This window comes from Streptomyces sp. NPDC013457 (genome assembly GCF_043089925.1).
Classification (GTDB): domain Bacteria; phylum Actinomycetota; class Actinomycetes; order Streptomycetales; family Streptomycetaceae; genus Streptomyces.
Window position 1 is genome coordinate 432,837 of sequence record NZ_JBICBL010000001.1, and the last position, 17,089, is coordinate 449,925.

A 17,089-nucleotide genomic window follows, 5' to 3' on the forward strand; every position below is an offset into this window, starting at 1 on the left:
TTGGGGGCCCCCCCCCCCCCGGCGGCGGGGGGGGGGGGGGGGGGGGGGGGGGGGGGGGGGGGGGGCGGGCGGGGGGGGGGGGGGGGGGGGGGGGGGGGCCCCCCCCCCCCCCCCGTCCGGTCCATGAGGCCGGCCCGCGCTAGGCGGCGTCCCGTACCGAGCCCTTGAACTCCGGGCCCTCGTGCGGCTCCCAGTCCGCGTCGTACGTGATGAGCCGGCTGCGCAGGTACTCGGTCGGTTCGCGCACCGTGTCCGTGACCGTGGGAATGCTCACCTCGGCGGACGTCCGCCCGGCGGGCACCTGTACCGAGAAGGCCGGGGCCTCGCCCTCCCACAGGCCCGAGAGCGGCACCGGACGGGCCGGGGGCTCGCCGAAGTGCTCCTCCAGCCAGCTCCGTCCGACGTCCGCCGTGGACAGCTCGGCGCCGCCGGCCACCGGCAGGAGGGCGAGCGAGCCGCCCACCTCCACGTCGGCGGCGGCGGACAGGGTCAGCCGCCAGGTCAGCGGCCGGCCCTCGGTGACGTCGGCCTCGACCGGGGTCAGCGTCACCGTGGGCATCGCGTCGTCGTTCCGGGCGGTCACCCCGCCCCGGTGCGAGCCGACGGCCACGCCGCGTACGGCCTTCACGGAGACGTCCTGGGTGACGTCGTAGCCGTAGCGGGTGTTGCCCCGCACCTCGACGGGCACGTCGATGTCCTGGCTGCCGGGGCGTACCGTCACGACCGTGGACGTGACCTCCTCCGTGCCCGGCCGGGGGACGAACACGCGGACCTGTCCGCTGCCCTGGCCCGAGACGGTGACGGGGACCCGGAGGGTACGGACCCCGGAGTCGCCCTCGTCGACGGTCAGCCGGCCGATGTCGACGCGGGGCATGGCGGTCGGCCGGGCCTCCGGCGTGCCGGGGCGCCAGCCCCAGGCGTCCATCAGCCACGCGCTTCCGGCGCCGCCGCGCGGGGTCAGTTCGAGGGTCGTGACGCGGCTCAGGTCCAGGCCGGACCGTACGGCCGCGGCCAGGGGGAAGCGGAGTTCACGGGCCCAGAGGGACGTGGTCCGGTCGCTGCCGGGGAGGCCGTCGATCCGGGCTGCCGCGCCGAGGCGCGCCCGCTTGCCGGTGGAGTCGACGAGGGCTGCGTCCAGGTGCGTGCCGGTGCTGTTGGGCGGAAGGATGACGCGCAGCGCCAGCGCCTCGGAGCCCTTGAGCGAGACGGGACCGGCGGAGCGGATCGTCACCGGAGGTCCGACGGCCCCCTTCTTCCAGCGGAACGCGACGGCGTCGCGGCCCGGTTCGGGCGATGCCTCCCAGTGGGCGAAGTGCGGCGACCGGCCGCTCGCGTCGGGAGCCAGGCAGGCCCGGTCGGGGTCGGGGTCGATCTGGGCGCACACCCGGCCGCCGGTCACGGCGGTCGAGGGCCCGGGCAGGAACGCGGGGGTGCGGTGCGCGCCGACGGCGTGGCTGAGGACGCGCGCGGTGCCGGCCGAGGGTGCGCGCCGGCCGCTGCCGTCGAGGAGCGGGCGGACGCGGTCGTCGCCCGCGACGAACAGCTGGGCCGCGGCCGCGATGTAGGTCGCGCCCGCGGTCTGCTGCTGCGCGGCGCTCATCCGGGTGGAGGTGCCCGGCGAGCACACCGGGTCGCGCGAGTCGTCCTCGAAGAAGTCGTCCCAGGCGGGCGCCTCCGCCTGTCCCGGGGTCCACTCGCTGTTGAAGAAGTTGTGGTTGGCACCGGGCATGTAGACCGCGCTCTGGAGGGCGGCGCCGCCGCCCACCCCGCGCGTTCCGTCGACGTAGATCTGGCCCTGGAGGTCGGAGACGTCGCCGTCGCAGCCGGGCAGCATGGTCATCGAGGGCACGTCGGGGGCCGGGTTCTGGCCGAAGATCGTGGGTCCGATCAGCACGTTGCCGCGGATGGTCCAGCGCACGGGGCCCTGGTGTCCGTCCTGGTCGGCGGGCGGACGGTGGAGGCTGTCGAGCGCTGCGCGGTTGACGCCCTCGCCGCCCCGGGAGTGGCCGACGAGCAGCACGCGGGAGAGGTCGGCGGGCGAGGCGGCCCGTACGGCGGACGGGGCGCCCGCCGGGTTCTCGGACCACTCGGCCCAGCGGGCCAGGTGCTGCCGGACCAGGGAGGAGCGGGCCTGGGCTCCGGCGTCCTCGGCGAGGTTGTCCTGGGCGTTGATGCCGTTGGCGGAGATCGAGACGGTCACATAGCCCTGGGAGGCCAGCAGTTGCTGGGCTCGCAGATATCCCTTGTGACTGGGGATCGGCCGGGTGCCGGGGGCACAGGGCCAGGCGCCGGTCACCTCCTCGCCGGAGCCGTAGCAGGTGCTGTGACGGCCGTGGAGGAACAGCGCGAGCGGCCGCTTGCCCTCCGCGCCCTTCGGTCCGACGACCATGGCCCGCATCTCGACGGGCTCGGCGTAGCCGGGCAGCCGTACGGAAGTCAGGTCGTACTCGCCGCTGACGGTGCGGTAGCCGCCGGGCACTCCGGGGTCCACCGGGTTGGCCGGGAACGGTGGCTCCGTCAGCGCGGATCGCGCCGGGGGCCGGGCGCCGGCGGTGCGGGCCGGCGCGGGGGCGCCAGCGTCCAGGCGGCGCCCGCCGGCGACCACCTTCAGCTCGTCCGCGGAGCCGAGCCGCAGGCCGTCCGCCCGGAGCCGGTACGCCTTGCCGTCGGCGGCGGGCACGGGGATGCCGAGCAGTCGGTTCCCGGAGTGGAACTCGACGCGGGCGTCGCCCATGCGCACGGGGTCGGGTGACGTCCAGACGAGCTGCCGGTCGGCGCCCTTGCCGGTGAGGCGCCAGCCCTCGGGGAGCCTGCCCTCGTCCCCTTCCCCACGCGGGTTCCCCGCCCGCGCCAGGGAACCCGGGGACGGTTCGGCGAACGCCGTTCCGGGCGACGCCGCGGCCAGAGCGAGTAACGCCACGGCCGCGGTCACCGCGCGTGTGACACGTATCAAAGCGGTCTTCCTCACGATCGGTCGTGCGGGCACCTCGTGGTCGGCGAGTGCCTCTGTCGTGACCGGAGGACGGCAACCGGCCGCCGTGGGTTGCCTCATGGGGGCGTCCGGTCGTGGACGGGACCGGACACGTGGAGGCATCGAGGGGATTTCCCGCACGGGGGTAGGCCCGCACGGCCCCCTTGTTATACGTTCCGTCTAACAGCTTGCTAGACGCCGCATCTAACAAGCGTGCGACGTCTCGATCCAAGGAGCCGCACATGGCGAGCAGCACCGTCCGACCGGGGAGCGAGGAACGGCACGCCGAGCAGGAGGTCGCCCGGCGGCTGCTCGACTCGGCCGCGAAACTGTCGTACGACCCCGCCACCGAGGTCGACTGGGACACCCCTCTGGACAAGGACTTCCACGGCGCGAGCCCGGAGTGGAGCACCCTCTACGGCACCGCGTACTGGGGCGAGCTGACCGAGCCTCAGCGCAAGGAGCTGACCCGCCAGGAGGCCGCCTCGGTGGCCAGCACCGGCATCTGGTTCGAGATGATCCTCCAGCAGATGGTGCTGCGGGACATGTACGCCAAGGACCCGACCGAGCCCCGGTTCCAGTGGGCGCTCACCGAGATCGCCGACGAGTGCCGGCACTCCATCATGTTCGCCCGGGGCGCCGCGAAGCTCGGTGCGCCCGCCTACCGGCCGCGCCGGATCGCGGTCGAACTCGGCAGGGCCTTCAAGACCGTCGCCTTCGGCGAGGCGGCGTACGCGGCGATCCTGGTGGCCGAAGAGGTCCTCGACGTGATGCAGCGCGACTGGATGCGAGACGAGCGGGTCGTGCCGTTCGTCCGCACGATCAACAACATCCATGTCGTGGAGGAGTCGCGGCACATGAAGTTCGCCCGCGAGGAGACGCGCAGGCGGCTCCGTGGGGCGAGCCGGGCGCGCCGTCAGTTCCACGCGCTGGTCATCGCGATCGCCTCGTACGTCATCGTCACCAGCATGGTGGGCCGGAAGGTCTACGAGAGCGCCGGGCTCGACGTCGAGCGCGCCGTGCGCGAGGCCAGGGCGAACGAGCACCGCAAGTCGCTGATGCGGTCCAGCTGCGCGGGCCTGATGGAGTTCCTCTCCTCCGCCGGGCTCCTGACCCGGCCGGCCCTCGTCTTCTACAAGCGCGCCCACCTGATCTGACCACAGACCGACCGGACCGAGCCGAGCTGAGCTGAGCCGACGACATGACCTACGCCATCACCCAGACGTGCTGCAGCGACGCCACCTGCGTCGCCGTGTGCCCCGTCAACTGCATCCACCCGACGCCGGAGGAACGGGAGTTCGGCAGCACGGAGATGCTCCACATCGACCCGGCCACGTGCATCGACTGCGGAGCCTGCGCCGACGCCTGCCCGGTGGACGCGATCTTCCCGGTGGACAGCCTCTCGGCGGCGCACGCCGGGTACGCGGCCGTCAACGCCGCGTACTTCGCCGACCGGGAGCCTCCGGCCCGGTCCCCCGGGCCGAACTTCCACTCCTGGGGCGCGCCGGCCTTCGAGCGGAGCCTGCCCTCGGACTTCGCGCCGATCCGCGTCGCGGTCGTCGGCACCGGCCCGGCGGGCATGTACGCCGCCGAGGACCTGCTGCTGCACACCAACGCCGAGGTGACCCTGGTCGACCGGCTGCCCGTGGCGGGCGGTCTCGTCCGGTACGGCGTGGCGCCGGACCACCCGGCGACCAAGAAGGTCGGTGACACCTTCGCCCGCTTCCACACCCACCCCCGGGTACGGATGCGGCTGGGCGTCGAGATCGGCAGGGACGTCACGGCGGAGGAACTCGCCGCGCACCACGACGCGGTCGTCTACGCCGTGGGCGCCTCCACCGACCGCCGCCTGGGCGTCCCGGGCGAGGAGCTTGCGGGCTGCGTCTCGGCGACGGCGTTCGTGTCCTGGTACAACTCCCACCCCGAGTGCGCCCCCGACGCGATCGACGTGACCGGCGCCGAGCGGGTTGTCGTGGTCGGCAACGGAAATGTCGCGCTCGACGTCGCCCGGATCCTCGTCATGGACCCGGAGAGCCTGGCCGGCACCGACATCGCCGACCACGCGCTCACCGCCCTGCGCGCGTCGCGGGTGCGCGAGGTGGTGCTGCTCGGGCGGCGCGGCCCGGAGGACGCGGCGTACACCGCCTCCGAACTCCTCGCCCTCACCCATCTGCCCGGGGTACGGCTGGTCGTGGACGACCACGATCCGCGGACCGGCGCCGCGATCGACGGCGCCGGGCCGGGCGAGAAGGCCGCGCTGCTCCGGGACGTGGCGCGGGAGGCCGTGGACTGGACGCGCCCGCCGGCGTCGTCTTCGGAAGGTGAGCGGCGAATCGTGCTCCGGTTCCACTCCGCGCCGGTGGCGCTGGCAGGCGAGGGGGCGGTACGGGCCGCACGGGTGACGGAGGGTCCGGGCGAGCGGGAGATCCCAGCCGGTCTGGTGGTGCGGGCGGTCGGCTACCGGGGCGTGCCGGTGCCGGGGCTGCCCTTCGACGAGGCGACCGGCACCGTGCCGCACGAGCGCGGCCGGGTGACCGGGATGCCCGGGACGTACGTCGTCGGCTGGATCAAGCGCGGTCCCTCGGGCGGGATCGGCGCCAACCGGACCTGCGCGGCGGAGACGGTGGGCACGCTCCTGGCCGACGCCGTCGCGGGTGCCTTGCCCACCCCGTCCCGTACCCCGCAGGCGTTCCGGCGGCTGGTCCGCAGACGCGCCGCGGAGGTCGTCGACGCCCGTGGCCTGGCCGCGATCGACCGGGCCGAACGCGGCCGCGGCCACGAGACCGGCAGGCCCCGGGTCAAACTCGCCACGGTGGCCGAGCTGGTGGCCGCCGCCCGAACCAGCCGCCTGCGGCGCCCGGTCTGACGAGGCCCCGGGGGGCGGGGCCCCACGCGGCTCCGTCCCCCGGGCCCGTCCCGCGGCCCCGTGTCAGTCCGTGACCTTCTCCCAGGCCGTCGTGCCCAGCAGGCCCGTCTCGCCGATGTCCAGGCCGCCCTCCGGCACCACCGTCCGGCGCTCCGCGCCCGCGGCCGGGGCGATCTCGACGTAGACGCCGCTCCCCCGCAGGGTCGACGCCTCGACGGCCGAGTAGCGCCAGACGAAGACACTGCGCGCGGACTCCCCAGGCTTCAGCGCCACCGGGTGCGGTCCCGGGTCGTCGAGCGTGGTGATGGGCCCGGGCCCCTTCAGCACCGTGACGTCCATGGGCCGGCGTTCGACGTCCCGTACCCGTACGTCCGGATAGCCGTTGACGCGCTGCTCGCCCGTACCGCAGTTGGTGAGCGTCACCGGCATGGCGCGCAGCCCCATGGCCACGTTGACCATTCCGGTCGTCACCCGGACACCGGACTCCGGACAGCCCTCCGTGGCGGTCGGATCGGGCGGGGCGCCCGGGCCGGACGGACCGGGAGCGGGGACCTCCATGGGCGGCGGGGCCTCAACGGCGTGGGCACCGGTCCGTTCGGGGTCGGCCTCGCGGTCGAGTTCGGCCCCGAGGCCGCATCCGGCGGTCGTCAGGAGGGCGGCCGCCGCCAGCAGAATGCCGTACCGAGGGGATATGACGGTCATGTCGCGAACGCCCGGCTACTCGAACCGCGCGGTGTCGCCCGCTCCTCGGCGTACGACCTCCGGCTCGCCGCTCGAGAAGTCGATGACGGTCGTCGGCTCGGTGCCGCAGTCACCGGAGTCGAGGACGGCGTCCACCGCGTGGTCGAGCCGCTCCTTGATCTCCCAGCCCTGGGTCATCGGTTCGTCCTCGCCGGGCAGGAGCAGCGTGCTGGAGAGCAGCGGCTCGCCGAGCTCCTCCAGGAGCGCCTGGGTCACCACGTGGTCCGGGATCCGGACACCGACGGTCTTCTTCTTGGGGTGCAGCAGCTGGCGCGGGACTTCCTTGGTCGCCGGCAGGATGAAGGTGTAGCTGCCGGGCGTCGCCGCCTTCACGGCGCGGAACACGTCGTTGTCGACGTGCACGAACTGGCCGAGCTGCGCGAAGTTCTGGCACATCAGGGTGAAATGGTGGCGGTCGTCGAGCTCACGGATCGAACGGATCCGGCCGATGCCGTCGCGGCTGCCGATGCGGCATCCCAGCGCGTAGCAGGAGTCCGTCGGGTACGCGATGAGCGCGCCGGAGCGGATGCTGTCGGCCACACCGCTGATGGTGCGGCGCTGGGGGTTCTCGGGGTGCACGTCGAAGTACTTCGCCATGCGGTCAGTCTAGGTTCCCTGCGGGTCCGGCCCGGGACGGCGGGCCGGTGCGGTTTCACCGCACGTCCGGACGGCCGTCAGGCCGCGAGGCGCAACTCCTGGCGCAGGACGATCGCGTTGAGCCGGATCGCGTACGGCGCGATGTCCGTGATCTCCAGAGCGGCGGCCTTCTCCTTCTCCAGTCCGACGGTCACGTCGATGCAGAAGGCGATCGCGTACATGTGGTCCCCGGTCTCCTCGTCCTGCAGGGCGAAGAACAGGTCCCGGTAGTAGCTCGTCCGGTCCGGACCCTCGTCGTAGTACGCGAGTCCCGGTCCGCCCTCCTGCGCGGCGAGTCCGGTGAACGCGTCGGCGAGTTCCCGCTCCACGGTGTCCCAGAACCGGGCCTCGGCGAACTCGCCGGGCAGCGCCTGGCGCACGGCCTCCTTGAGGGAGAGCACCATGACCATGACGGGCGCGTGCTCCTGGAGCCCCCAGCCGCGCACCATCTTCACGACGGCGCTGTCCGGCACGGCGACCGCGGCCTGGTGGATGTTCTCGAAGTCGAAGTTGACGGTGGCGGGCGCGATCGCCTCCTGGAACAGCCGGTCGATGGCCCGGGCCTGGTCGAGATGGTCCGGACCCACCTCGATGACGGTCTTGAAACTGGCGGTCATGACTCTCCTCGTTCGTCGTGGTGATCAAGGGGGGTCAGTATGCCGTCTGGCGTCGGGCCGCCACACCCTTGTCGTCTTGTCGACTTCGCCGGACAGTACGGGGATGGCGATCGTAGTGCTGGTGGGCACGCTGGACACCAAGGGCCTTGAGTACGGGTGGCTGCGCGAGCGGCTGGAGCGCCGCGGGGTCGAGGTCATCGTGGTCGACACGGGGGTGATCGGGAGCCCGCGGATACCCGCCGACGTCCCGCGCGCCGAGGTGGCGCGGGCGGCGGGCGTGCGCCTGGAACGGTTACGGAGCGAGGGAGACCGTGGCGCGGCCGTGACCGCGATGGCGCGCGGGGCGGCGGAGGTCGTGCGGCGGCTGCACGCGGAGGGCAGGCTCCACGGGGTGCTTGCGCTGGGCGGCAGCGGCGGTACGTCGATCGCGACACGGGCGATGCGGGCGCTGCCGCTGGGGGTGCCGAAGGTGATGGTCTCCTCGATGGCCTCGGGCGATGTCGCGCCCTATGTCGGCTCGGCGGACATCACGCTGATGTACAGCGTGGTCGACATCGCCGGGGTCAACCGGGTGTCGGCCCCGATACTGGCGAACGCCGTCGACGCGGTGGCCGGTATGGCGCGGGGCTTCGCGACGGCCGTCCCCGGGCCCGCCGCGGACGGCGAGCGGCCGCTGATCGCCGCGAGCATGGCCGGGGTGACGACGCCGGGCGTCGACGCGGCGCGGGCGCGGCTGACCGAACTCGGCTACGAGGTGCTGGTCTTCCACGCGAGCGGGGCCGGGGGCCGGACCCTGGAGTCGCTCGCGGAGCAGCGGCTCTTCGCGGGCGTCCTGGACCTGACGCTCTGCGAACTCGCGGACGACCTCTGCGGGGGGATCCTGACGGCGGGGCCCGACCGGCTGCTCGCCGCCGGGCGCGCGGGGGTTCCGCAGGTGGTGAGCCCCGGAGCGCTCGACCTGGTGAAGTTCGGCCCCCTCGACACGGTCCCCGAGCGGGTGCTCGACCGTGACGTGCGGGTGCACAACCCGTCGGTCTCGGTGGTCCGGACGACGGCCGAGGAGTGCGCGGAGCTCGGCGCGCGCGTCGCGGCGAAGCTGCGGTCCGCCACCGGTCCCACGACCGTCCTCCTGCCGCTGCGCGGGCTGTCCACGCTCGGCGGGCCGGGCGGGCCGTACCACGATCCGGAGGTGGACGAGGCGCTGTTCGACGCCGTCCGGGACGGGCTGCGCGGCAGCGCGGTCGACGTGGTGGAGGCCGACACGCACCTCAACGACCCGTCGTTCGGCCGCGCCGCCGCGGACCTCCTGCACCGTCTGATCGAGGGGGGTTGACCCCGTTCACCCGGGCAGGTCGGCCAGCCGGCGCCGGTCGAGCGGGGAGGCGCGGCGGTCGAGCCGTTCCTCCAGGAGGTGGCGGGCCGCGTCGCTCTGACCGGCTTCGAGGAGGGCGTACAGGAGGGTCTCCTCGACGATCTCGCGCTGGGCGGCGCTGCCGCCCACGCGGCGCAGGGCCGGCTGCAGGGCACGCAGCCCCTCCACCGCGGTCGTCCACTGTTCCTCCAGGACGGCTTCGAGGGCGCGGCAGAGCGGGGCGATGACCTCGCGCTGGACGGGGTCGGCGCCGCAGGCGTGGGTGCGCAGCCTCCGGAGCGCGGGCAGATCGCCGGCTGCGGTGAGGGCTACCGCCCCGTGGAGGGCGGTGAACGCGGTCGCGGGACGTTCGAGGAGGTCGCGCTCGACGGCGTCGAGGACCCCGTCGACGGGTACGGCTCCGGTCCAGTTCCGGGTCATCCTGGCCCGCCACAGGAGGGAGCCGGAGTCGACCAGGGCGCGGACGCCGTTCACCTGCCGCGGTGCGAGCTGGGCGAACCAGCGGCGGCGTACCGCCTCGGAGTCGTCCAGGGCGAGTTCGTGGAGCGCCACGTGCCAGGAGAAGTGGGCGCGGTGCACGGCGCCGCGACCCTGGCCGCCGATCCAGCCGTCGAGCCAGTCGCGGCCCGCACGGTGGTCGCCGGACTCGTAGTGGACGTGGGCGAGGGCGTGGACGGCGTGTCCTGACGCGGGTTCGACGGCCAGGGCCGCCGTGGCGAGGGCGCCCGCCTCGTCGATGCGGCCCTGCTCCTGCCGGACGAAGGCGAGCAGCGAGGTGGGGAACCAGTGCCCGTCGTAGGCGGGCGCGGTGTGCTCGACGATACGGCGGGCCAGCGTGCCGTCGAGGTCGCCCACGCCGGAGAAGGCGATGGTGGGCACGGCGATGCTCAGCGCGAAGGCGTCACCGGGGTAGCGGTCGAGGTGGGCGACGAGTGCCCGGTCGCCGTCCGCTCCCCCGTCGCCTTCGGCCGAACCACCGGCGTCATGGGCCCGGATCCGGCGGGTGACGACGTCGACGAAGGAGCGTTCCCGGTCGTCGCCGCGCTCGGCCACGCTGCGCTGGGCGTCGGCGAGTTCGCGCTGTACGTCGAGATCGGCGCCGCACTCGTGGCCGAGCAGGGCGAGCGCGGCGTGCCCGAGGGCGAAGCCGGGGTCGAGGGCGGTGGCCCGGGCGAACGCCTCTGCGGACTTGGCCCGTACGGTGACGACCCGGCCGAGGCCGCTGCGGAAGGCGGCGGCGGCCGCGGCGTGGGTCGACAGCGGCAGCCCGAACTGGTCGGTGGGCCGTCGGCGGGTCGGCTGCGGGGTACGGGTGAGGGGTGCGAGCACGGACTCGGCGACCTCCCTGGCCTGTGCCCTGATCTCGGGGATCGCGGTCGTCTCCCACAGCTCGCCGCGCCGGGGCGCGCCGAGGGTGAACAGCGGCCTGCCGGTGCCGCCGTGGGCGTCGCGCAGCCGGCCGGCGTCGGTGGCGACGCCGATGCCGAGGGGGCCGGGGGCGGCCAGGCCGTCGGCGAGGAGCCCGCCCCACAGCGGGTCGTCCGCCGGGTCGGTCCGGAGCCCGGGGCCGGTGCAGTCGACGACCCACCCCGCCGTCAGTTCCCGGCCGTCGGCGAGCGCGACGGCGATCCGGCCGTCGTCCGTCGTGCGGACGGCGGCGATCCGGCCGGAGTGGACGCGCAGGCGGCGGGCGGCGCGGGCCCGGGCGATCGTCTCGGCGGTGGCAGGAGCCATCCGGTGGCGGTGGACGTTCCACCGGGTCGCGTCGCGTTCGAGGAACTCGGCCCGCTCCTCGTCGGTGAGCCCCTGCCAGAGCGCGGCGATGGCGGGGCGCAGTCCGTCGAGTGCGGGGCGCCAGTCGCCGTGGTCGCGCAGCGAGGCGGCGAAGTGGAGCCGCAGCGCGGTGCGCAGCCGGCGGAGCGGGAGCGCCGTGAGGCCGGGCGGAGCGGGTACGGGCGGCAGCGGCGCGACGGCGTGGGGGCGGGGCAGCAGACCGCTGCGTGAGAGGGCGTGCACGGTGCGGCCGGGCCGGTCGAGGACGAGCGCGAGGTCGACGGCGGTCAGGCCCGCGCCGACGAGCAGCACGTCGTCGTGCGGCCCCACCCCGTCGAGCGCGCCTGGCGCCCAGGGGCTTGCGACGAACCGCTCGGAGCCGCGCAGTTCGGCCGGGGCCCAGCGCGCGGTGCCCGCGGCGGGCCCGGTGGCCAGGACGACGGTGTCGGCCGTGACGGTCCCGCCGTCGGCGAGGCGCAGTTCGAACCGCCCGTCGGCCGTCTCCGCACAGCGGATCGCCCGCGTCCGCAGCCGGCGCACGGCGACGGTTCCGTGGGCCGTGATGATGGCGCGTCCGAGGGTGTCGGCGAGGTAGGAGCCGAAGCGGTGCCGGGACGCGAAGTCCCGCTCGGTGACGGTCGATTCACCGTGGCGGCAGAGCCAGCGCCGGAAGTGGCCGGGGTCGTCCGGGTAGCAGCTCATCCCGCCGACCGGCACGTTGAGCCGGTGTTCGGGGACCTCGGTGGCGTACGCCGTGCCGCGTCCGGCCTCGGCGGCGGGGTCGACGAGGACGAGGTCGAGCGGGATCCGCCGGCGGGCGGCCGTCTCGCACAGCTGGACGGCGACGAGCGCGCCGGCCGCGCCCGCGCCGACGACGGCCACGGTCGGCCGCGGACGGCCCGGGACCGTCGGCGCGGGGGCGGACGCGGGCAGGGGCACGGGCATGGGCACGAGGGACCTCCGGCCGGGGCGGGCACTGCGGAACGTTGTTCACTATGTCGATGAACAATGTGCAATGACAAGGCCGCCCCGCCCCGTGCGCCGGGGGCCGGATCGGTTTCGCGCCAGGCGTGAGACATTGAGGCGGTGAGGATCTCAGCGCGAACGGACTACGCGGTCAGGGCCATGGCGGAGCTCGCCTGCTCCCCCGACCGGCCGCTCAAGGCGGAGGACATCGCGGGCCGGCAGGACATCCCGGTCCGCTTCCTCTTCGTCGTCCTCAGCGAGTTGCGGCAGGCCCGGCTGGTGCGGAGCGTGCGCGGCCCGGACGGCGGGTACACCCTCTCCAGACCGTCCGGGGAGATCACCCTCGCCGATGTGATCCGGGCGATGGACGGTCCGCTGGTGAGCGTGCGCGACCTGAAGCTGACGGGTCTGGAGTACCAGGGGGCGGCGGCGCCGATGCCGGACGTCTGGCGCGCGGTGCGCGCGAGTCTGCGCCAGGTCCTGGAGGGGACGACCCTCGCGGACCTGGCGTCGGGGACGCTGCCGGATCTCGTCCGGGAGCGGGCCCGCGAGTACACCGACGACGTACGGACCTATCCGTAGCGCCGTGCGTGGTCACCGTCCGGGCAGGCCGAGTTCGCCGCCCCGGTAGAAGGCCTCGTTCTCCTCGACGACGAACGGCGCCATCGTCTCGCGGCGCTGGCGTTCCGCGTCGGAGGACCGCCAGGCGTCGCACGCCTCCTTGGAGTCCCAGAGCGAGACGCCGGTGATCTCCTGGCCGTCCTCGGTCCAGTAGGCGTAGGCCTTGTGCAGGCCGTCGGGAGAGAATCCGGGGCGCCAGGCCTGCTCGAACTCCTCCAGGGCGCCCGGCGTGATGCGGCGCGTGGTCACCCAGACAAAGCGCTGCTCCATCGCAGCCTCCTCGGTAACGGGATCGGTCGTGATCGCGCTGTCCGACCACGGTAGGTCCGCTGGCCCGATTCCGCCTCCGATACGGCTACGGGCGGTGACGGCGCGGACGGAAGGGCCGGGACGGGCCGGGTGGCTGCCAGAGAGCGGCGGTGACCGCGGTGGCGACGGCGACGGCCGCCAGGCGCTCGTGGTCGACGGTGTCCGGGGTGTCGGTGGGGCGGTGGTAGCGGGGGTTGCGGAAGTTCGCCGTGCCGGTGAGCAGGACGGCCGGGATGCCCGCGTTCCAGAACGCCGCGTGGTCGCTGCGGCCGAGATGGTTCACCGGAGGCACGGCGAGTCCGGCGAGGGTGCCGAGCGGGCCGTCGGGGCGGGGGTCCCGAAGGGTGACGACGGGCAGGCGCGGGTCCGTGGCCGCGGCCGCCCGGCGCCACAGGCCGGCTGCCGTCTCCGAGGACCGGCGGTGGACGACGAGGACGAAGTCGCCGCGCCGCCCGTTCGCGCGGACGGCTCCGGCCGCGCCCGGGAAGACCGTCCCGAACCCCGGCGGGACCGTCTGCGTTCCGGGTTCGGTGTCGAAGCAGCCGACGGACTCCAGGCAGAGCATCCCGGCGATCCGCTGCCCCCGGCCGGCCGCGCGGGCGACGACCCGCGCGCCGACGAACCCCAGCTCCTCCATGTCGAAGAAGGCGAGGCGCACCGCGGGTGGCCGGGGCAGCCCGGCGAGCAGCCGTGCCACCTCCAGCAGTGCGGCGACTCCGGAGGCGTTGTCGTCGGCGCCGGGGCTGCCCGCGACGGTGTCCAGGTGGGCTCCGACGAGCACGGCCGGCCGGTCGCCCCGGTCGTTCCGGACGTCCTCGTCGCCCCGGTCGTGCCGGTCGCCCCCGTCGGCTCCGTCGGGCAGCCGGGCCAGCAGGTTGGCTCCGGTGAGCCGCCGGTGCACGCGGAAGCGGAAGGGCGACAGGCGCGCGCCACCAGGACGGTCGGTGCAGCCGGGGCGCCACCGGACGTCGAACGGCCGCCGTTCGGTCAGCCAGCCTGCCTCGGCCAGCCGACGGGCCACATACGCTTCGGCGCGGAGCATGGCGTCGGGCGCGTGGGTCCGGCCGCGCGGGCGGTCGGCGAGGAAGTCGACGTCCTGCCGCAGGCGCCCCGGATCGGCCCGTCGGGCCAGCTCCCGGACGAGCGCGGACACGACGTGCGCGGGAGCGCCGGGACCGTGGTCCATGGCGTCGATGGTGGCGTACGGCGCCGGTCCGCGCGCGTTCTCGTGCGCCGTCTCGCGCTCCTTCTCGTGCGCGGCGCGTGGGTGGTGCGGCACACCGGGGCGCTCGCGGGCAACCACACTGGGGGTTCTGCCGTCCCTCTCGGTACGACCCCCTCCGACGGAAGGATCCCCGCATGCCGACGCTCGATCCGATCACCCGTAGGCTCCGACGCCTCTTCGAGGTGATGGACTCCGACGGCGACGGATTCGTCACCTGGTCCGACCACGAGCGGGTCGTGCGGGCGTACGCGACGGTCTACGGGCTGACGGCGGACGATTCCCGGATCCAGGCCCTGGAGCGTGCGTACTGGGCGCAGTGGCTGGGGCTGCTCACCCAGTCGGTGCCGGGACGGGATCGGCTGGACCAGGACGGATTCGTCGACGCCCATCGCGCGGTGGGCTACGACAGCGACCGGCCCGAACTGCTCGAAGACCTCGCGGCGGCCGTCTTCCGCATCATGGACACGAAGGGCGACAAGCGGGTCAGCGGCGAGGAGTTCACCGCGTATCTCGCCGTCTGGGGTGTCACCGGGGAGCAGGACCCGGGCGTCTTCGAGCGTCTCGACCTGGACCGCGACGCGTTCCTCTCGCAGCGCGAGATCGCCCGGTCGCTGCGGGCGTTCCACCTGCACAACGACAACCTCGACACGCCCGGAGGCATCTTCCTCGGCGTGTACTGACCGTGCGCGGGGGCCCGTGGTGTGGTCGGATCTCGTCATGGACGTCACTGAGGAGAGCGACGGTTCGCCCGGGCGCCGGGGTCCCGGAGAGCGCCGTCGTGCGGCTCGGCGGGCCGTCGCGAGCCGGACGACCGACCGGGCCGAGCTCGCGGAGTTCCTCGACATACTGGATCTGCGGCCCGAGGTCGACCACCTCTACTCCGGACCGGAGTCCGGGCGCCCCCGCCGGAACGGTGAAGGGCGCCCGGGTAAGGCCTAGAAGGTCAGGTTCCAGGCGTCGATCTTGCCGGTGTCCTGGTTGGCGTTGTCGTTCACACGGAGCTTCCAGACGCCGTTCGCGACCTCCGCGGAGGCGTTGACGGTGTAGGTCTGGAGGATGTTGTCCGTGCCGCTGCCGGTCCGGTTGTGCAGGGTGTAGACCGTGCCGTCGGGGGCGACGAGGTCGACCTTCAGGTCACCGATGTACGTGTGCTTGATGTCCACCCCGACCTTGAGGGTGGCCGGGGCGTTGCCCGTCACCCCGCTGACCGTGAGGGAGCTCTCGACGGTGGCGTTGTCGGAGATCGCGACGTCGGTGAGGTTCTCGAAGTACGCGCCGGGGGGCGGGGTGGTGCCGCCGACCGCCTTCAGCGCGTCGACGCGGCCCTCGCCGAAGAAGCTGTTGTTGGCCGTGGTGCCGGTGCACCGGCTGTCCGACGGGCAGGCCAGGTCGGTGGCCTGGACGCCCAGCTTCGTACGGATGTCCGCCGGGGTGGCGCCCGGGTTGGCGCTGGCGAGGAGCGCCGCCACGCCCGCCACGTGCGGGGAGGCCATGGAGGTGCCGCTCAGCGAGGAGTACTTGCCGCCGGGGACCGTGCTGTAGACGGACTCGCCGGGCGCCGACACCTCGATGACGTCACGGCCGAAGTTGGAGAAGGACGCCTTGGACGAGCCGTTGGTGCCGTTCGCCGCGACCGTGACGACGCCCGGCAGTTCCGCCGGGATGTCGAGGCAGTCGTTGGTGATGGTCCGGGTCACCGGGGTGGAGTCGTTGGGCGAGGAGGTGTCGGTGGTCTTGTTCGCCAGGTCGTAGTTGGCGTTGCCGGCCGCCGCGACCTGCAGCGAGCCCTTGCCCTCCGCGTACTTCTGGGCGCGGCCCACACCCTCCAGGATGGCCGCCTGGTCCACGTTGTTCGGGCAGTTGAACTGCCACGGGTCCGTGTAGTAGCTGTTGTTGGTGACCTTGAAGCCGTGGTCACCGGCCCAGACGAGCCCGCAGATGGTGTTCTCCGCGAAGAACAGCGTGCTGCCCGGCTCGGCGATGCGGACCGAGGAGATCTTCACGCCCGGCGCGACGCCGATGGCGCCCTTGCCGTTCTTGGCGGCCGCGACCGTACCGGCGACGTGCGTGCCGTGGGTGTCGACGTCACGCCACGCCCCGGCCCGGGTGTCCGTCTTGCCGTACGCGCAGGAGACCGAGTCGGCGGCGTTGAAGTTGGGCGCCAGGTCCTGGTGCTGGTCGTCCACGCCGGTGTCCAGGATGCCGACCTTGACCGTCGGGGAACCGGTGCTGATCGCCCAGGCCTGGTCGGCCTTGATCTGCGTCATGTCCGAGCGGACCGGCTCGGTGGACGGCGCGGCGGACTGGGACGGGTTGCTGGGCAGCGCCGGGTTGTAGGCGTCGGCGGGGACGTCGGAGGTGCGGGTGGCGCCGACCTGCTGGACCCCGGAGACGGCGCGCATCGCCGGGGCGAAGCCGGTCGACGTCGAGTGGGCCACCACGACGCCGATGGCGTCGTACGAGGCGAAGACGGTGCCGCCGTTGTTCGCGACCGCCGTGCGGACGGCCGTGGTGTCACCGGGAGCGGTGATGACCAGGTAGGCCCGGGTGCCGGCCGCCCAGGCCGCCGGAACGGCCGCCTTGGCCGCGCGGGCGGCGGAGGCGGCGGACGCGGCAGAGGCGGTGGAGCCGGCCTGGGCCGCGGAGGCTGCCGTGGGCTCCGGGATGGTCGTCGGCGCGGCCTGGGCGGCTCCGACGGGCACGGTGAGCGCGACGGCCGAGCCGAGAGCGGCGACGGCCACGGCGGAGAGTCTCAGCCGGCTGGGTATGTGGGAAAACAATGCGTCCTCCGATGGCCCGGTGACGCTGGTGGCGCCTGCCGGGCCCTGTGTTGTAGGGGGTGGGACGCAAGATCCCAGAGACCGGCATGCGGAAGGAAGTGTTCAACCCCATAAGCCCGTTGGCGTTACCCAGTGTTGACCTGACGGTGTGTCGGTCGGGTCGGGTTTCCCCCGCGGTGGGTGGTTCGTCGGGGTGTGGGCATGCGGATGCC

The 17,089-nt window shown here is 74.0% G+C and carries 14 protein-coding genes; 6 read left to right on the top strand and 8 right to left on the bottom strand.

Features of this window, described 5'->3' with window-relative positions; all coding sequences use genetic code 11:
- Positions 1 to 139: 139 nt before the first annotated feature.
- Positions 140 to 2,953, bottom strand: coding sequence for a hypothetical protein (locus ACF1G2_RS01855; protein ID WP_391796329.1), 2,814 nt, complete (start codon positions 2,951 to 2,953; stop codon positions 140 to 142).
- A gap of 260 nt (positions 2,954 to 3,213) precedes the next feature.
- Here ACF1G2_RS01855 and ACF1G2_RS01860 point away from each other — a divergent pair, with 260 nt between their 5' ends.
- Positions 3,214 to 4,128 carry a diiron oxygenase gene (locus tag ACF1G2_RS01860; protein ID WP_391796330.1) on the top strand — a complete coding sequence of 305 codons (915 nt, stop codon included), beginning with the start codon at positions 3,214 to 3,216 and terminating at the stop codon, positions 4,126 to 4,128.
- A 44-nt stretch (positions 4,129 to 4,172) separates the two neighbouring features.
- Positions 4,173 to 5,837 (top strand): FAD-dependent oxidoreductase, encoded by a 1,665-nt coding sequence (locus ACF1G2_RS01865; RefSeq protein ID WP_391796331.1) that lies wholly within the window; start codon positions 4,173 to 4,175, stop codon positions 5,835 to 5,837.
- A 63-nt stretch (positions 5,838 to 5,900) separates the two neighbouring features.
- Here ACF1G2_RS01865 and ACF1G2_RS01870 read toward each other — a convergent pair whose 3' ends face one another.
- The 3 genes from ACF1G2_RS01870 to ACF1G2_RS01880 all read right to left on the bottom strand — a co-directional run bounded on the left by ACF1G2_RS01870 (position 5,901) and on the right by ACF1G2_RS01880 (position 7,831).
- On the bottom strand, positions 5,901 to 6,539 hold the full coding sequence (locus ACF1G2_RS01870) for a DUF4232 domain-containing protein (protein ID WP_391796332.1): 639 nt from the start codon (positions 6,537 to 6,539) through the stop codon (positions 5,901 to 5,903).
- Between the two features lie 15 nt (positions 6,540 to 6,554).
- Positions 6,555 to 7,175, bottom strand: a complete 621-nt coding sequence (locus tag ACF1G2_RS01875) for an L-threonylcarbamoyladenylate synthase (RefSeq protein ID WP_352188944.1) — start codon at positions 7,173 to 7,175, stop codon at positions 6,555 to 6,557.
- 77 nt (positions 7,176 to 7,252) lie between these two features.
- Complete coding sequence (locus ACF1G2_RS01880) at positions 7,253 to 7,831, bottom strand: Type-2Aa cytolytic delta-endotoxin (RefSeq protein WP_391796333.1); 579 nt, start codon at positions 7,829 to 7,831, stop codon at positions 7,253 to 7,255.
- A gap of 103 nt (positions 7,832 to 7,934) precedes the next feature.
- Here ACF1G2_RS01880 and ACF1G2_RS01885 point away from each other — a divergent pair, with 103 nt between their 5' ends.
- Positions 7,935 to 9,164, top strand: coding sequence for a Tm-1-like ATP-binding domain-containing protein (locus ACF1G2_RS01885; RefSeq protein WP_391796334.1), 1,230 nt, complete (start codon positions 7,935 to 7,937; stop codon positions 9,162 to 9,164).
- A 6-nt stretch (positions 9,165 to 9,170) separates the two neighbouring features.
- Here ACF1G2_RS01885 and ACF1G2_RS01890 read toward each other — a convergent pair whose 3' ends face one another.
- Positions 9,171 to 11,921, bottom strand: a complete 2,751-nt coding sequence (locus tag ACF1G2_RS01890; RefSeq protein WP_391796335.1) for an FAD/NAD(P)-binding protein — start codon at positions 11,919 to 11,921, stop codon at positions 9,171 to 9,173.
- A 141-nt stretch (positions 11,922 to 12,062) separates the two neighbouring features.
- Here ACF1G2_RS01890 and ACF1G2_RS01895 point away from each other — a divergent pair, with 141 nt between their 5' ends.
- A complete protein-coding gene (locus ACF1G2_RS01895) occupies positions 12,063 to 12,524 on the top strand; it encodes an RrF2 family transcriptional regulator (RefSeq protein WP_391796336.1) in 462 nt (153 codons plus the stop codon).
- A 12-nt stretch (positions 12,525 to 12,536) separates the two neighbouring features.
- Here the strand turns inward: ACF1G2_RS01895 and ACF1G2_RS01900 are convergent, their stop codons facing one another.
- Both ACF1G2_RS01900 and ACF1G2_RS01905 read right to left on the bottom strand, forming a co-directional pair.
- Positions 12,537 to 12,833, bottom strand: coding sequence for an antibiotic biosynthesis monooxygenase (locus ACF1G2_RS01900; RefSeq protein ID WP_391796337.1), 297 nt, complete (start codon positions 12,831 to 12,833; stop codon positions 12,537 to 12,539).
- 85 nt (positions 12,834 to 12,918) lie between these two features.
- Positions 12,919 to 14,175: a M28 family peptidase gene (locus tag ACF1G2_RS01905; protein WP_391796338.1), complete on the bottom strand. Its 1,257-nt coding sequence runs from the start codon at positions 14,173 to 14,175 to the stop codon at positions 12,919 to 12,921.
- A gap of 56 nt (positions 14,176 to 14,231) precedes the next feature.
- Here ACF1G2_RS01905 and ACF1G2_RS01910 point away from each other — a divergent pair, with 56 nt between their 5' ends.
- Complete coding sequence (locus tag ACF1G2_RS01910) at positions 14,232 to 14,777, top strand: EF-hand domain-containing protein (RefSeq protein WP_391796339.1); 546 nt, start codon at positions 14,232 to 14,234, stop codon at positions 14,775 to 14,777.
- 37 nt (positions 14,778 to 14,814) lie between these two features.
- Positions 14,815 to 15,036 (top strand): hypothetical protein, encoded by a 222-nt coding sequence (locus ACF1G2_RS01915; RefSeq protein ID WP_391796340.1) that lies wholly within the window; start codon positions 14,815 to 14,817, stop codon positions 15,034 to 15,036.
- On the opposite strand, the gene ACF1G2_RS01920 is transcribed toward ACF1G2_RS01915, so the two are convergent.
- Positions 15,033 to 16,877 (bottom strand): S8 family serine peptidase, encoded by a 1,845-nt coding sequence (locus ACF1G2_RS01920; protein ID WP_391796341.1) that lies wholly within the window; start codon positions 16,875 to 16,877, stop codon positions 15,033 to 15,035. The two genes, ACF1G2_RS01915 and ACF1G2_RS01920, sit on opposite strands and share 4 nt — an antisense overlap.
- Positions 16,878 to 17,089: the final 212 nt, after the last annotated feature.

What these genes read in the sequence shown, in the direction of transcription:
- ACF1G2_RS01900 (WP_391796337.1), bottom strand. Translation starts at nt 12,833, where the DNA reads ATGGAGCAGCGCTTTGTCTGGGTGACCACGCGCCGCATCACGCCGGGC.
- ACF1G2_RS01860 (WP_391796330.1), top strand. Translation starts at nt 3,214, where the DNA reads ATGGCGAGCAGCACCGTCCGACCGGGGAGCGAGGAACGGCACGCCGAG.
- ACF1G2_RS01915 (WP_391796340.1), top strand. Translation starts at nt 14,815, where the DNA reads ATGGACGTCACTGAGGAGAGCGACGGTTCGCCCGGGCGCCGGGGTCCC.
- ACF1G2_RS01875 (WP_352188944.1), bottom strand. Translation starts at nt 7,175, where the DNA reads ATGGCGAAGTACTTCGACGTGCACCCCGAGAACCCCCAGCGCCGCACC.
- ACF1G2_RS01880 (WP_391796333.1), bottom strand. Translation starts at nt 7,831, where the DNA reads ATGACCGCCAGTTTCAAGACCGTCATCGAGGTGGGTCCGGACCATCTC.
- ACF1G2_RS01885 (WP_391796334.1), top strand. Translation starts at nt 7,935, where the DNA reads ATGGCGATCGTAGTGCTGGTGGGCACGCTGGACACCAAGGGCCTTGAG.
- ACF1G2_RS01870 (WP_391796332.1), bottom strand. Translation starts at nt 6,539, where the DNA reads ATGACCGTCATATCCCCTCGGTACGGCATTCTGCTGGCGGCGGCCGCC.
- ACF1G2_RS01890 (WP_391796335.1), bottom strand. Translation starts at nt 11,921, where the DNA reads ATGCCCGTGCCCCTGCCCGCGTCCGCCCCCGCGCCGACGGTCCCGGGC.
- ACF1G2_RS01865 (WP_391796331.1), top strand. Translation starts at nt 4,173, where the DNA reads ATGACCTACGCCATCACCCAGACGTGCTGCAGCGACGCCACCTGCGTC.
- ACF1G2_RS01910 (WP_391796339.1), top strand. Translation starts at nt 14,232, where the DNA reads ATGCCGACGCTCGATCCGATCACCCGTAGGCTCCGACGCCTCTTCGAG.